This window comes from Bacteroides sp. NSJ-39 (assembly GCF_014287315.1).
GTDB lineage: Bacteria > Bacteroidota > Bacteroidia > Bacteroidales > Bacteroidaceae > Bacteroides > Bacteroides finegoldii.
Window position 1 is genome coordinate 312,080 of sequence record NZ_JACOOB010000003.1, and the last position, 17,370, is coordinate 329,449.

The following is a 17,370-nucleotide window of genomic DNA, read 5'->3' on the forward strand; positions in this document are numbered from 1 at the left end:
TTAACAGGTATGGAAGCCTTTTCAACTTTTCGAGAAGTTATAAAAAACCGTCGCTTAATAACTCATCATTTAGAGACCAAATCTTTCAAATAAAAATTAACAGTAAGACTTCCCATTGTTGGACTTGTTGTAGCAGCATCTATCAATTCAATAAAACCAACCTGAATGATATTATTAACATGCACCTTGTCGCCTTTATAAACAACAACCATATTTACTCCGCCTATCTCCATACCTTGCTCATTTGTAGTATTGTATTCATCATTTCCGGCCACATAGCGTGCTGCCGTAACCGTTTTTTTACAAAGTTCCATAAGCCGGCTTGTAGATTCCAACTCTTCCAAAGTTCCATCTTTGACTTTATCCAAAAAGAACTTTTCATCCGGATTTGCAGATGACAATTTACGGAACCGCATTAACAGGCCACCTTGCAGCCCCACACCATTACATTTCAAATATTTATTATTCAACATGGATACAAATGCCAGTCCACCGGCTACAGGAGCAACTCCCAAATGACATTTCTTTCTAATTTCTTCGTTTTCGGCAAACTCACAAGTAGAATATATTTTTCCATCAATTCCACTCAAAATACCAATCTCGGCATTTTTCATATTACCACTATTCAGCGTCTTATTCTTCCAACAATAAAACTTTGGTTTCATCGTGCCGGTTTCCTCTGCAGAACTATCACCCACTACATACGCATAACTCGTTAAAGTAACTAAGACCATGCACATTGACAAAATCACTTTCTTCATATCGTTACAATTCTAATTAAAAATTAAACATTTCTATTTCTGATAATAAAGGTCGAATACAATAGTAGCCTCCTTGGCAGCTGATGAAGTATCCAAGTTGATCTTTAAAATATGTATCAAGCCAATTTTACCATTCTTTGAACTTTGGAAAGCCACTACACTTCCCACCCCAAACAAGTTAGGATTTACATTTCCACCCTCATTCACACTTTGAACATTATTTTTATCAATCCGTATATTACCATTGAACAGTTCAGGTGTGGCAAACTCGGATATTTCTCTTAAACCATTGTTCCTGACAAGTTCAATAATAGGAGCCTCCATATACGAATCTTCCTGCAGGACAACAAATTTCGTATCAATAGACAAATAACCTTTATAATACTGCTCTTGCTTTTCAGCAGTATCAGCATTCTGCAAGGCTTTACCACCACAATGAAAAGATTTCAAATTATTGCCTATTTTCTTTGAATTTGCCAAAGCAAAAGCCGGTCCGGAATATGACATTCCAATAATATCTATCTCAGCACGCCGCTTTTGATTTTCTTCAGAAGTCAATGCACTATTCTCTACCATACAACAAGCAGTCTGAATATCCAGTTGACTTTCATCAACCGTCAGCATACAGCCAACATCAGGATTTTGATTAGCGCCCAACATCTGATTTCTAAAAACAAAAACATTTAAATCAGCAGGTGGAATCATCCCTTGGACTAAACATGGAAGTGCATCAAATTCCACTTCTTTCTTTTTTCCATCTACAGTATAAACCAATACTAAAGAATAAGAGCCGACCGGTGTATCTTCCGGGACAGTAAATGCCAGCGTTCCTTCATTCAAAGTACAACCTGTCATCTCAAAATCCTCTGCCGTAAGTTCTTTACGCAAATGAACCCCGACAAGTTCCTTATCTTCCCAATTATTGAGACTCACAGCGACCGCTTGACCCGTTTTCAAATCACCCAAGACCTCTTGTGCTATTTCCAAATCAGCTATTTGTAATTCCTTATCTTCCGGCATCTCAATATAACGCGAATAAGTATACTTCGTTTCCGCTTTCGGATTATCGTTACCATAGCCATAAATGATTATTACCTTGTTCGCATCTTCACTCATTTTATACAAATTCTTATATCCGTTTTGGTAAATGAGCAACGAATCACCTTCTATACGATACCGACCTTGCTGATAGATGTTTTCCACCTCTCCAGTCTCTATATCATAAGTGGTAATACAAGAAGTGAAATCAGCATTGAAAGTTACCAATACTTTCTGAGACACCCCTTCACGAATCCAAGTTCCTTCCAATGGATTATTACCCATATCCACATCCCATCCATCCTCTTTATCACATGCTGTCCATAAAAACAGCATGCTTGCTAATAATATGTATAATATATTTTTCATATTTTTTCTTTATCGGTTTATCATTATTCAGAAGTCAGATCCTTAAAATAGAAGTTGACAGTAAGACTGCCTTTTGTCGGAGTTTCCGTATTAGCTCCCGTCAGTTCAATAAAGCCAATCTGAGCTATCTCATCAACGTTCGCCTTGTTTGCTTTGTATACGATAACCATATTGGCTCCTCCAATTTCCATACCTTGAGTATTAGTAGTGTTATATTCATCATTTCCGTCTATATAACGTGCTGCAGTAACACTCTTTTTACTGAACTCCTTTAACTGGTCTATGGGTTCGAAATCCTCCAAAGTCTTATTTTTGATTTTCTCAAGAAAAGCATTCGCTTCGGGAGTTGCGGCTGATAATTTGAAAAATCGCATTAACAGACCGCCTTCCAGACCTACACCTCCACATTTCATATAACCATTTTTCACCATTGACACAAATGCTAATCCACCAGATACGGCTGCAACCCCTAAATGACATTTCTTTTTAATCTCGTCACTTCCAGCAAATTCGCAAGTAGAATATATTCTCCCGTCAAATCCGCTCAAAATTCCAATATCGGCATTGGTCATATTTCCACTGTTAAGAGTCTTATCTTTCCAGAAATAGTAATTTGGCTTTATTACACGAATCGTCTTGTCCACTTCCGCATCTCCTTCTTCATTATAATACATCAACTTGATATCCGCATCTGTCGTTTCCCTATAACCGTCACTCAACAAACAAACCAACTTTGTGTCAGAACTCTTTGCAGTCTGTATCTCAGCCTTCAACCCTCCAATCATCACACTATCCACTACAGAAAAATCTGTGCCTTCCAGTTCTATCTCGAAACCCTGCATTTTCTTCTCTGTCACGTAACTTACTGTCGGAGTCTTCAATACTAATTCCAATCCCCCTACATTGTCCGGAAAATTTACAGGTTCTGTCTCCACAATGTTCTTACCGGAACGATAAGCCAACTTCATTCCTACCGCTTTGCCTGAAAAATAAGGCACCTGTATTCTCAAGAAATCTTCTCCCTGCCCTATAATTCTCCCTTTCACCAAGTTTGAGTTTTCTTCCCCGGAAACAACAGATCGGTTACGAGTCCCTTCTTTTATAAAAAACATTTCTGTCACCGAATTCAAATAATATCCGGACAAAGTAAGCGCGTCGTTCGGAGATAGTTTACCCCACTTCAACTCATCCAGTTCCAATATAGGTTCAACATAATCCACCGTATACGAATCTGCCGTTTTAGCCACTCCATAAGGAGTGAATACCTCAATAATACCTCCTGTTAACTCGCCATTGGCATTCAAAGCATTCACATTAGCAATAACCAAATTATGGTTAAGCCTCTGCACCGCAACTTTCACTCCACCGATTTTAATAGAATCCACTTTAGCCAGGTTTCTTCCCGTTATATGAATCTCTGATCCGGTAACACCACTTTTCGGTTCAAAGTCCTCCACAATTGGTCCGTCCTGATTCTCTTCCACAATATGCAGCTTCTCATTACAAGCCACAACGCTTATCAACATCATAATTATTGCTGACAGCTTGCTGAATATATTATTAGTTACTCTTTTCATATCTTTTACTTCTACATCAATATCCTACATTTTGTGTTGCATTAGGGGCACTCATCATCACTTTATATGGAATAGGCAGCAACAATTGCCAATTCTCGAGTGATTTGTCCGGCATATAAATGGTAGTGAAACGAGGTGCATCATAAAACCCTTCTTTCGCATAATTACCATTCTGTATACTACGCACCTTTTCCGTCTCAAAGTGATTCTTCATCACTATAGGCAACTGTCCGGTCCGCTGCAGGTCAAAAAAACGTTGATTTTCAAAAGCAAATTCCAAACGCCTTTCTGTCAACATGGCATCCTGAAACTCATATTTGTCTTTGAAGTCCTCTACTTTTTTAGCTTTCAAACCTGCGCGCATACGAGTATAATTCAGGTAATCGACCGCAGTTTGAGTAGGGCCATTCAACTCATTTTCTATTTCACCAAGCATCAAAAGCACATCGGCATAACGAATGATCGGCCAATCATTCTCAGCATCTTTACTTGTCAGTATTTCACTCAGATACTTAGTCACATAAGACAGATAATTAACTGTTTTCGTCCCGCTATCTGTAACCTTTGTCCATGTTTCTTCCAATACTGCCGCCTTGCGGTTATCCATTATTCCTGCCTGCTCATCATTTTCTTTTTTAAAGGCTGCCAACAGGTCTTCTGTCGGGCAGTTATATCCGCTTCCGCCTCCTGTAATAATCATATTCTCACTGTTACCGGGAGCAAAATAATTGCCGAATGGAGAGCCCAGACCATATCCTCCAGCTTTGTAACGGGAAGCAAACAAGATCTCTTCATTCATTTCATTAGAGACACTAAATACATCTGCATAAGAGGTCTTTACCAAATCATAACCGCCATCCTTTTCTACTTCTTTGAGCAAAGTCCAGGCATCTGTAAGAAGTTGTTTGGCTTTCGGACGGTCATTCTCACTACCCGCAAGTGTCAAATACACTTTGGCAAGTAGTGTCTTCGCTCCCCAACGGTCAATACGCCCTTTCTGGTCACTTGTGTTTCCTACGGGCAATTTACTTGCCGCAAATTCCAAGTCCTCTCTGATCTGCCCATATACTACATCTACAGTACTTCGTTCCGTATATTTGGCTTCTTCAGGAGTTATTCTCTCTGTTACCAAGAATACGGCACCATACAAGCGAACCAGATTAAAATAGTGATAAGCCCGGATAAAACGGACTTCTCCCTCATACTGCTGACGTAGAGCAGGTACTTCTACCACATCAAGATGTTCCATTACAGAATTACAATTTGCAATATTATGGTAGGTCCGTTCCCAGTAAAGAGTATTGATATCGCTGGAAGGATCAACTTGGTAAATATCCATATTCACCAAATCCAGTTCTGTACCATTCACATCATTCTGCCGGTAATTACGTGCATTGTCCGAACGTATTTCGGTAAGGAAAAACTCTCTGTCCAACGGACCGTGTATTCCGTTATAACAAGCCAGGACACCCGTATTGACCTCCGCTGCATTACGATAATAGCGCCCATATTCCAACTTGTCATTTGACGGGCAATCAAGAAAATCCTCACATCCGGTTAATGCTGCTATAAACAAAACGACCGTATATATAAATCCTTTTTTCATATCTATCCGTTTAAAATTCAATGTTAATACCTCCACCTATAGTCTTCTGGATAGGAAATCCTCCCCCTTGTTTACCATTACGTGCCACTGCCGTATTATAAATACCGCCACCGGAACGAGATTCAGGATTGATGCCACGATAATCCTTGTTCCAAATATACAACAAGTTCTGAGCGCTTAAATAAACCCTCAATTTAGAGATTCCCAGTTTACGCGCATTTTTCTTTGGTAAGGTATAGCCTAAAGTTACATCACGCAAAGCAAGATAGCCCACATCTTCAAGAGCATAATCCGTCAGCATATGGTTGATACCGGAATTCGTGTAAGGTACCTTTCCATTTCCCGGATGCTCAGCACTCAACCAACGATCTGTACTCACATATTTCTTATGATTCATCAAGAACGCATTATTCGCACTTTCAATATTATATACCTGACCACCTACCTGACCCTGAAAAGTAAAAGAAAAATCAAAATCATAGTAATTCAATGTATTGGTCATACCCCAATTAAAATCAGGATAAGGATTACCCAGTATCACACGGTCATCATCATTTATCACATCGTCACCGTTTGTATTAGCTACCCGTAAACCTCCCGGCTTATCATTAATGTGATGTGGGTTATTATTTATCTCATCCTGATCTTTCCATACACCGATTACCTTGAAACCATAGAACTGAACAGTCGGGTCGCCTACACGGTTTATATAATAATCGACACTGCCACCTTGTGTAATCTGTTCTGCCGGACCACCAAGATCAAGTAACCGGTTGCGGGAACGGGAGAAATTCAAGGAAGTACTCCACTTGAAATTACGACTTCTAAAGTTATAGGTAGTTAATTCCAGTTCAACGCCTTTTGTACGCATCTTTCCCTCATTTGTCCATGCCAGTCCATATCCGGAAACACTGTTTACCGTTTTCTGATATAACAGATTCTTCGTAATTGTATAAAAATAATCTACAGTAAACGCAATACGATTATTCAGGAAAGCCACGTCAATACCTCCATTGTATTCATTTGCCTGCTCCCATTTCAATTTATTGTTTCCCAATAAATACACATTATTTTGCAAGGTATTATTAGCCAGTCCCGTATTCACTTCTCCGTTTCCCGTACCTAGCGGATAACCGGCAGAAGAGAGCAAATCCACATTCGAATAGTCAGTAATAGCATCAGTACCCGTTACTCCATAACTCAACCGCAATTTCAACTGGCTCAACCATTTCACTTTTCTCAAAAAAGATTCCTCAGAGATTCTCCATCCTGCCGAAATGGAAGGAAACCATCCCCAACGATTATCTTTTCCAAATTTAGAGCTACCATCACTACGTACAGTTGCCGATAACAAATAACGATCCTTCAACGCATAGTTCACACGCCCGAAAAAAGAAGCCATCGCACTTTCCGTAAGCCACGTCCCGGTACGGATATTAGTCCCCTCATATTGGTCGATGCGCCCGGCTCCACTCAACATATGGATTTCCTCTGTTGGAAAGTCAAATCCGAGAACACCGACTTTCTTAACCGAACGTTTATAAACAGAAGCTCCTGCAAGTACATTTACCTGATGAATTCCCGCAAATTTCCGACTGTAGTTCAACGTGTTCTCCGAAGATATGTTGATAGTCTTAGTACTACTGTATTGTCCCCGATTGGGATCTGCCACATTTTTCGCACCAGTTTTCCAATATGCATCTGTTTCACCATAATTGAAGTTGATATTATTGGCAGACCGGAATTTCAATCCTTTGAATAATTCAATATCAATATACCCTTGTGCCTGCATGCGATATTGACTATTAGGCTGATCTACATTCTCCATCACTCCATAAGCATTATTTTGCGTAGTATTCCATAAACCGGTAGTCGTTACTGTCCGCTCCAAACCAGTTTGCGGGTCTATTCCGGTAACAGTTATATTATTAAAATGTAATCCCCTGACCAAAGAGCCCACCGGCTGTCCTGTTATAGCGGCTGTATATTCTGTATGACGCGCGGGTGCCCACGCCGGAGCAGACGTATAATTATAGAAGTTTATAGCCGGACGCTCACTTTTAGTATAAGAAGGCATCAGGTTCACTCCTACACTTACTCTTTTTGATAGTTGGGCATCAATCCGGGCTCTCATGGTATAGCGTTTATAATAGTTCTTACGCATCATACCTTCATCGTCAGCATAAGAACCCGAAATATAATATTTCAACTTCTTACTACCACCACTAACAGAAAAATCCACCAAATACATATAAGCATTATCACGAAGAGCTAATCTTTGCCAGTCAGTATCCGTATCAATCACAGACTTGGCAAACTCGACATTACCTAAGCTCCTTCCCAACAAATTGGCATCGCGTATACATAGATTGACATACTCTTTCGTATTCATGATAGGGTGAAGCTTATAGGGAGACTTTGAGCCAAACTTGAAGTTAACTTTGTAACGGGGCTTATCCGCCAACCCTGCTTTTGTAGTAATCATGATAACTCCATTAGCCGCACGCGAACCGTAAATGGCAGCTGAAGCGGCATCTTTCAAGATTTCAATACTTGCCACATCAGCCGGATTGATCACCTCCAAACCATCACTCATTTCGAAACCGTCTACAATGACTAATGGGGCAGTATTGGCACTGTAGGACGAGCCACCACGGATAGTAATCTCAGGAGAAGCTCCTACTTCAGAAGTTGTATTCAATATTTGTACACCGGCTGTACGTCCCATTAAAGCCTGATCCAAACGAGGAACCGCATTTTCATCCAGGCCATCAATATTAACCTTCGTCACCGAACCTGTAAGATGGGACTTTTGCTGCGTTCCATAACCGACAACGACAACTTCGTCCAACTGCTTCAAGTCCTCGGACATTGTAATACGCAATTCTTTCCTGTCTTTCACCACCACCCGTTGCGTCACAAAACCTACATAAGAAAATTTCAAGATTTGTTTATTTACCGGCACATTAATCGAGAACCGTCCTTCCACATTAGTAATGGAACCGACAGTTCCGCCTTCTACTTGGACGGAAACACCGATCAGCGGCTCTCCATCCTCATCAAGTACTATTCCTTTCACAGGCAAGTTCTGTTGTGTAACAGCAAAAACGCCGGTGGGAAAGACTAATGCAAAGACTTCTAGCATACACACTATCAAAACAGTGCATTTAAGAAGAGATGAATTCTTTTTCATAATAAAATGTTTTTCATACCTAAAAATTATTATTTCATTCCGCAAATCTAACGATTAATCACCCATACGGATTTCTTAAATCCACCAAAGAGTTGCAATATCCTTCTGACGATTTGAAATAATAACCCTAATTCTTATAAAAATAGCCCAGATACAGAAATACGCAGTCCGGGCAGCCAATATGAACGTTTTCTGCAAACATTAAACCTGCTTTTATAACGCAAATATACAAAGACATCGTATTTTTGAAATAAAAAAATGCCATGAACAATAAATGTATAATCCTCATTCTTATTTTCAGTTGGATAGTAAGCTCCTACGCTCATACGCAAAGCAAACTGGTTTCTTTTGACCAAAAAGGGAAATTAATCTACCATCCGTACACTATCCAAAAAGATATTCTGCCGGATTTCTCTCATTGTGGTTATATGGGAGGCGGTATAGCCATTCCCGATGTGAAAGTCGTAATGACAATCACTCCTTCGGCAAATAACAGTGACGATGCTCCAATGATTCAGGCCGCTATTGATAAAGTGGCTCGACAGAAAATCAGTAAAAACGGATTCAGAGGATGTATTCTCTTAAAAAAAGGTACTTACCGGATTGCAAGTCCACTCCGGATCACTGCCGGTGGAATCGTCCTTCGAGGTGAAGGAAATGACAAAGAAAGTGGAACCATATTAATAGCTACAAGCCCTCAAACATATAGTGCCATCGAGGTAGGCAGCAAAAAGAAAAGACGGCTCGCGTGCGAACAATTTCCTATTACAGATGAATACGTTCCTTCCGGTAGCCGTATTATCCATGTAACCGGAGCCGGTAAGTACTTCCACACAGGTGACGATATAGTGATACGCCGCCCCAGTACAGCAAACTGGATTCATACCATAGGCATGGACTCCATCGCCCCCCGCCCACAAAAAGGAGAAACAACCCTTGAAGCCTTCCAACGTTTTCAAAAAGAAGGAGAACGCACGAATATGAACGGAACAGTGCAATGGAAAGCCGGAAGCAAAGATCTCCTATTTGAACGCAAGATTGTTTCGATAAAAGGAGATGAAATCACGTTGGATATTCCATTAACCAACGCAATGCAAAAAGAGTTCGGTGGCGGCACAATCTGTAGATATACTTTCAATGAGCGTATAGCACTATGCGGCATAGAAAATATATATGGAACAACCCTTTATGACGCACAGGTAAAGGCTATACACAACGGTATGAAAAGCAAAGAAAACCCTACGGGAGAATATCGCAGCGATGAAAAGCATGCCAATATCTTCGTCAACTTCCTCGCAGTGGAAAATGCATGGGTAAGGAATGTCAGCGTAGAACATTTTGACTGCTGCATACAAACTTCCATAGGCTCCAAGTTTATTACCGCCCAAGATCTGTCCGCCACCAATCCGGTCTCCGTCATTACAGGAGGAAGAAGATATGCATATAGTATCAGCGGCGGCCAGATGTGCCTGTTTCAACGTTGCTACGCAAGCCATCACCGCCATCAATTTGTTCTGGGTGCCTGTGTAGCCGGCCCCAATGTTTTTGTAGACGGAGAAGGAGACATGAGCTTCGCATCCAGTGAGCCCCACCAACGCTGGTCGGCAGGTTGCTTATGGGACAACATTACATTAAGAGGTCCGGCCGCTTCTTTAATAGCCGGCAACCGGGGCAATATGGGGTCAGGACATGGATGGGCAGGCGCGCAAATGATATTCTGGAATTGTACCGCACCACTTATTCTAGTAATGGAACCTCCTACAGCACAAAATTTTGCCATCGGTCTGCAAGCTGATAAAACAATCAATAATGAACAAGCCTTAAAAAACAGAAAATCAACTTTCAACAGTATTTCAAAAGCTTCTATGATCAATATGGATTTTAAAAACAAACCGATAGAAGGGAACGGATGGATAGAAAGTGATACAACTGCCGTACTTCCGCTTAGTCTATATTACCATCAGTTACGTGACCGCCTTGGCGCGACAGCCTTGAAAAACGTAATGACAGACGCACAGCTACGGAAGTTCTTCCCCGAATAGCCATAGCCTTACAGGCTGAAGAACCGGAGTATTTTTCATATTCAGGAAGAAAATAAGCCCGGCTTTTCATTTATTATCGTCTTTCTTACTATTTTTGTTGCCACGAAACATGCATATATCCTATATTATGAAAAAACTGTTATGTACATTGCTAGTTGTCATCTTGTCACAGATAATTTGTGCCGAACGACAGTACCACTTTTCCAATCTGTCAGTTAAAGATGGTCTGTCGCAACTCCATGTTACTTGTATTTATCAGGATAAACTAGGATATATGTGGTTTGGCACAAGAAACGGACTCAACAAATTCAACGGAAATTCTTTCGATATATTCTGGAATCATGCAAATAATGACCAAAGTATCAGCAATAATATAATCAACTGCATCACTGAAGATAACGAAGGCAATCTATGGGTCGGTACAGAAAACGGTTTGAACAAGCTTGATAAAAGCAGAGAAAGATTCAAACGATATTATCATTCAAACCAGTCAGGCTGCAATATTCTATCTCTCTGCATAAGCCAGGGAGACACTCTATTGGTTGGAACCAACTCCGGACTATTCTTTTACGATTCCTCAGCTGACAGCCTTAAACACATTTTCCTGAAAGAACTAAATAACAGTTCCGTTAATGACATTCTTGAAAAAGGAGACAATCTTTATCTGGCTTCCGGCACTAAAGGGCTTTTGGTATACGACCGACAAAAAGGACAAGTCATCCGTACATTCTCTACAGATTCTCCGGCACTTCCGCTACCGGCCAATTACATCAAAGATATACATATTGACAAGAAAAACAACATATGGCTGGGAACTTACAAGAACGGAATCTGCGTTATCAGAAACGACCTGTCGGAAATCATACATTATAACACCTCAAACGGGTTGTCCAACAACCGTATCCGTTGCATCAAAGAATCTCCTACAGGGAAAATGTGGGTAGGAACCTTTGACGGATTAAATATTATCAATCCGGTTACAAACCGGATTGTGTCATACAAATACGGCACACAAGGCACTTTAAGCCATCATTCCATTTTCAGCATACTATTTGACCGTATGCAGACCATCTGGGTCGGAACCTATGCCGGAGGAATTGATTATTACAACCCTTACGGACATCTATTTGACTTTTATAATCCGGGAGCACTCCTTAATAACAGTCTGGGTATTCTGGGACCGTCGACCGAATATAACGGAGTGCTTTACATTTGCTCGGAAGGAGGAGGGCTGATTGCTTTCGACCTTACGCAACAGACACTGAACCAATACAAATTACCTTACAAATTCAGTGAATCTGCACGAACTATCTTTAAAACCATTTACCGGGACGGCAACCGCTTTTTATGCGGAACCAGCCAAGGCGAAATATATGAATTCAATCCGCATACCCGCCAGTTCTCCCTATTCTATCAAACTACCGACCGGAAACCAATCTACCATATCGGCAGAAGCCGCTCCGGTGCAATAATCATCGGGACTATCAGCCCTATGGAAGGGTTGACATTCATTTATGACAAAGAACAACATGCCATACAAACGACTTTCCCCGTAAAAGGAAGAAAAGATATAAGTTTCCCCAATGTAATTTGTGTATGTGAAGTCGATGCCGATATCTTCCTGATCGGCACAAAAAGCAACGGGCTGTTCTGCTATGACAAGATAAACCATACGTTGATTTCCTATCAGGAGAACCACGGACTGCCCGCCAAGCATATCAGCAGTATTCTGAAAGATCGTTCGGGAAGAATCTGGATAGGCAGCATAGATGGTGGAATAAGCGAGCTCGTCCTTTCGACAGGTAAATTCAGTACATATAATGAAAACAACGGATTACTGACGAATCAGGTTTGCAAAATCGTGGAAGGAAATGACAACACCCTGTGGCTCACCACACTGAACGGAATATCCAATCTTGATCTTCGTACACGCAATATTATCAATTATGGTCAGGAAAGTGGCATACAGATACAGGAGTTCTCCCCCTGTGCCGGCCTTCGTTTGTCCGACAACCGGATTTTCTTTGCCGGCAACAACGGTTTCACACTTTTCAATCCGAACGATATCATTACCAATCCGAACATACCGCCTGTTACATTGGACAAATTATATATCAACAATAACCTGATCCGGCCGGAAAATAAAGGAAGTATTCTGAAAGAAAGTATTTCCACGCAAAAGAAAATTGTTTTGAAACACAACCAAACCAACATAATGATTGAATATTGCGCACTGAACTACATCTTCAATAACAAAAACCAATATGCCTATAAACTGGAAGGGTTCGACACAGAGTGGAACAAAGTAGGAAGCCGCCGCACAGCCTATTATACCAATATTCCTGCCGGAACCTACCATTTTCAAGTGAAAGGTTCCAACAACGACGGCATCTGGAATGAAAAAGGCACTACACTGGAAATTGTAGTTCTCCCTCCTTTATGGAAAACCTGGTGGGCCTATTTGCTCTATAGCGCAGTTGCAATAGCCCTCATCGCCTTTATCATCCGCTACTTCACCGAAAAGAAACGTTTACAAAACAACATCAGACTGAAACAAATGGAAGCGGAAGTACACGAAGAATACTATCAGGAGCGCAACCGTCTTTTCACAAACTTCTCACACGAACTGCGTACTCCTCTCACCCTCATCATAGCTCCACTCGAAGAATTCGTCAAACGTACAGATTTGGCAAATGATATCCATTACAAAGCAAAGCTCATGTTACGCAACGCCCAACGATTGCTCCGTATCGTCAACAATCTGATGGATCTGCAAAAAAATGAAAGCGGAACAATGAAACTGCGAGTATCCGAAAGCGATATAATCAAATTTACCGGTGAGGCTGTCTCGTCTTTCCAGGATTTGGCTTTATACCGGAACATTCATTTAAGATTCAAACATTCTACCGACCTGCAGCCGATATGGTTTGACCGTAACTTATTGGAAAAAGTATATTTCAACTTTCTTTCCAATGCTTTCAAAAATGTACCGGACAGCGGATCCATATTGGTAGAACTAGATGTAAAGCCATTCTCCGAACTTGGGATTTTCATTCCTGCCAAACTGAACAAATACAAAAATACGGAAATAAAATATCTGGCTGTATCTATTCAGGACAACGGCACCGGTATCGCTCCGGACGAACTTGAGAAAATTTTCCGCCCATTCTACCAGGTAGCACAAAACGAGCATTCCAAATCCGGAACCGGTATCGGACTGAGCCTGAGCAAAGCAATTATAGAAATGCATCACGGAATAGTATGGGCGGAAAATGCTCCCGAATCCGGTGCCATATTCAAATTCATTATCCCTGTCGACAAAAACGGCTTCACACCGGAAATGATTGTAGAGACAACAGACAATGAGGTTGTATCGTTCAATGTAGAACTTCCGGATCTTGATTTTGAACCCGACAATTCTGAGAGGAAACAAGCGACTATCCTGGTGGTGGAAGATAACCGCGACTTGAACAATTACATATGTTCTTGTCTGGCAGAAAAATATAATGTGACCGGAGTGACAAATGGCGAAGACGCACTAGTCAAAGCTGTCAATCTACTTCCCAATCTGATAATCACTGATCTGATGATGCCCAAAATAAATGGCATAGAATTAATCTGCAGACTGAAAAAGGATATGAATACCAGTCACATTCCTATCATCATGGTTACCGCCAAAACCGGAACAGACGACATAAAAGAAGGATATGCCGCAGGGGCAGACGAATATATCACCAAACCTTTCGATGCTTCCATATTGAAAATACGGGTAGATAACCTGATCCAAAGCCGGGAAAAACTGAAAGACCTGTACAGCAAAAACTTCTCTCTCGAATCGCTGGGAGTAGATGTTACTTCTGTCGACGAAAAGTTCATGCAGAAATTATATGCCACTTTACAACAGAATATCGCCAATTCCGACTTAAACCTGGATGCTTTCTGCAAAGAGCTCGGTTTGAGCAAGTCGAACCTGTATCGTAAAATCAAGCAAATCACCGGTTATTCACCCAATGAATTTATCCGCAACTTCCGTTTGGAAACTGCAGCTAAAATGTTGAAAGAAACAGATATGACAATAACAGAAGTCTATTGCGCCGTAGGCTATAACAGTCTGGCTTACTTCTCAAACTGTTTCAAAACGTTATATGGAGTTCCGCCGACAGAGTTTAAAAACAGGCAGGAAGGGAAATAAAAAAGAAACAAATAAGAATCCGCATCCAGTGACTGGATACGGATTCTATGTTTTCATATATTCTAATTCTCTGTTTGCAAGTATTAATCTTCTCCCAAATTTTCGAATGCCTTGCCTTCTATTATCTTATCAGCCGCCATTTCTTCAGAATAATAATCTTTGGAGATTTCAAGATATTTCTTGAAGAGCCGCTTTGCTGTCTTGATTTCATCTCCTTCCGTAATCGGAGTACGTGCCTTATTATAAGTAGAGACAAAGTTCATCTCCCAATCCGCCATTTTATTATAGAGTGCGTTGGCACGGAAAGCTTCACGTCCGTAGGCCTGAGGCAAGCCTTCCTCCACATATTCCTCTCCGCGATCCAGATAACCCGACATTTCATCATAAAACATTTTCCAGCGTTTCAGATAGAAATTCTCGATCAGTCCGCTCCATTCACGCCAGGAATAGTCAAATATACGCGGATCACCATCAGCTCCCCATATAGTAACCAATGCGGTGGCATCCTTTTCCAACAGATTCTTTTCGGCTTCCGTTGTCCCCCAACTGCGGGCATCAGCCAGCCATTTATCAAAGTTAAACTCTTCACGGGTACGGAGAAGCACATCCGTATCATGCATCAGTTCCAAAAAACGATTACTATGCAGAAGAAAGTTTTTGCGGTCTTTCTTGCGGAAAGCATCTGCCGCACGTTTATGTATCACCTGTCCCAGATTTGTCATTATCTGGCGTTGTAAGTCAATCAAGTCAAAACGGTAAGGTTTGGAAGCGCCCAATTTGTCCGACTCTTCCAGAAGCAGCTTCTGCGCCTTCCATAACAATAAAGGAGAATAAGGGATACCCAATCCATGGTTCGGGCCTGATTTCTTCACATTCAATGCCGGACGGGCAGCGATGATCGAACTACGTTCCGTGCCGTTCGTTCTCCTCTGATAAGGACCTTCAAGCAAATACAGCCATGCCTGCGCCGTTTTTTCAGAAGGTGCACCATAACGACGCGACGCATATCCTGCCAACCATTCTTCGATATTCACCTTTCCTACATGAAGCGGTATTTCAAATGCCAGTTCGTAAAAAACCGGGTTCTGCATGATAGACTCCATAAAAAGTCCCGATCCGCATACATTATCATGTTTTGCATGAGCCCTTCCATACTGGTTGGAAGCTATCAAGTGCAAGTCACCATGCATATTGATACGTCCACCGAAGTTATGCAAATTACCCATCACAACCGGATATCCCCAACAGGGATCATCCTTGACACAACGCCCGCCATTCAAGTCCAATATAAGCAAATCAGATTTAGGAACGGCTTTTACAATCGGTTCACGCAAGCTCCACGATTGCATGGCCCACAATGCATCCGGATCAAATGCCTTGAACAATTGATGGATAGCTTTACCTACCGCATCCAGATACTCGGGAGTATCAACAGGCGGCCTTCCCTCATGGAAAGGATCAGCGGCATAAACTCCATGCGCACCGAACAGCTTCTTTTCTTCTTCCATGAAATCACGCCCGAAAGCCCGGAACAATGAATCTGTCGGATCAATCTGGGCTGCCCCCTTGAAGCCGCACCACCCTCCTTTCATGCTAATGCCGGCTTTCGGAAATTTTTTCTTCATTTCACGAGGCACATAACCGGAAAAGCCTTGTTGAATAGGCTGCATTCCCAATTCCAGCTGCCGGTCAACAACTTGTTTTCCCAGCTTAATATGCGATTGTATCCACGATAATGGCAAAGGACCACCATAGCTTTGTATATTCTGCATCCATTGCCAGGCAAAGTGAGCCGGTCCCGTCAGGCATGCGCGGGCTTCTTCATCAGTAAATCCATATTTTAACAAGGTATTATACCACACAGCTTCCAATCCGACAACAGACAACGGCATATTTACAGAATTCATCGCCATATAATCCAATTCGCGTTCCCAACGTTTCCAATCCCACCAGGAAGCAGTATAACTGAATGTACAATAGTTCATATACACGCGATACTTTCCGTTAATTGTATGTTTTCCCCGTTGCGAAACAACCGGAGCAGGAAGTGTTTCGGGAAGGTTCAATTGGTCACCAAACCAGGATACATGCGCCCCGCAACTATATTTCAAATACTGATTATAGGCTGTAGCCAATGAAACCGGATTATTACCACGCAAAGTAATATGCCCTTTCTTTCCATCGATCTCATACACATCTTGTCCGTCGGCTCCGGCAGGAATCAGTTCCAATACAAACTGTTTACCATATCCCGGAGTGATCCGTTCTATCAAATCATAAGTGGCACGAATTTCAGGGTTCTCTTTCTTGAATGCCGCACTCAGAAAGAAAAATCCGATAATAAATAAATAACGGTAAAAAAGCAGTACCGTACTACATCTTGTCATTTTCATGGTCATTCTTTTTTTCGGCTAAGATAAGGGGGATTTCCGAAAGCCAATTACAAAAATAAACCGGATATTATCAAAGTCTCCTTTTTTTATATTTAGGGAAATCCGCCAATTTGTAAATTTCCGCCATTCATTTGCAAAATAAAGTATTTTCGATGAAATAGCCGATTTTATAAGTATTAGACTTACCTTTATAATCCAA

General features: G+C 41.3%; 8 protein-coding genes. 2 read left to right on the plus strand and 6 right to left on the minus strand.

All coding sequences use genetic code 11. The annotated features are described in order from the left end of the window. Positions 1-65 precede the first annotated feature (65 nt). From H8S63_RS05740 to H8S63_RS05760, 5 genes are read right to left on the minus strand one after another with little or no spacing between them, the layout of a single operon-like run. Positions 66-761, minus strand: a complete 696-nt coding sequence (locus tag H8S63_RS05740) for a hypothetical protein (protein WP_186926014.1) — start codon at positions 759-761, stop codon at positions 66-68. Positions 762-794: 33 nt separating this feature from the next. Then, the gene (locus tag H8S63_RS05745; protein WP_186926016.1) at positions 795-2,168 is read right to left on the minus strand and encodes a hypothetical protein; all 1,374 of its coding nucleotides are present in this window, start codon (positions 2,166-2,168) and stop codon (positions 795-797) included. 23 nt (positions 2,169-2,191) lie between these two features. Beyond that, the gene (locus tag H8S63_RS05750; protein WP_186926018.1) at positions 2,192-3,745 is read right to left on the minus strand and encodes an IPT/TIG domain-containing protein; all 1,554 of its coding nucleotides are present in this window, start codon (positions 3,743-3,745) and stop codon (positions 2,192-2,194) included. Between the two features lie 16 nt (positions 3,746-3,761). Next, positions 3,762-5,351 carry a RagB/SusD family nutrient uptake outer membrane protein gene (locus H8S63_RS05755; RefSeq protein ID WP_186926020.1) on the minus strand — a complete coding sequence of 530 codons (1,590 nt, stop codon included), beginning with the start codon at positions 5,349-5,351 and terminating at the stop codon, positions 3,762-3,764. 10 nt (positions 5,352-5,361) lie between these two features. Next, positions 5,362-8,430 (minus strand): TonB-dependent receptor, encoded by a 3,069-nt coding sequence (locus tag H8S63_RS05760; protein WP_302295658.1) that lies wholly within the window; start codon positions 8,428-8,430, stop codon positions 5,362-5,364. A gap of 377 nt (positions 8,431-8,807) precedes the next feature. Here H8S63_RS05760 and H8S63_RS05765 point away from each other — a divergent pair, with 377 nt between their 5' ends. Both H8S63_RS05765 and H8S63_RS05770 read left to right on the plus strand, forming a co-directional pair. Then, positions 8,808-10,586 (plus strand): pectate lyase, encoded by a 1,779-nt coding sequence (locus H8S63_RS05765; RefSeq protein ID WP_186926022.1) that lies wholly within the window; start codon positions 8,808-8,810, stop codon positions 10,584-10,586. Positions 10,587-10,713: 127 nt separating this feature from the next. Next, complete coding sequence (locus H8S63_RS05770) at positions 10,714-14,778, plus strand: hybrid sensor histidine kinase/response regulator transcription factor (RefSeq protein ID WP_186926024.1); 4,065 nt, start codon at positions 10,714-10,716, stop codon at positions 14,776-14,778. An 83-nt stretch (positions 14,779-14,861) separates the two neighbouring features. On the opposite strand, the gene H8S63_RS05775 is transcribed toward H8S63_RS05770, so the two are convergent. Further along, positions 14,862-17,165: an alpha-N-acetylglucosaminidase gene (locus H8S63_RS05775; protein WP_186926055.1), complete on the minus strand. Its 2,304-nt coding sequence runs from the start codon at positions 17,163-17,165 to the stop codon at positions 14,862-14,864. Between the last annotated feature and the right edge of the window lie 205 nt (positions 17,166-17,370).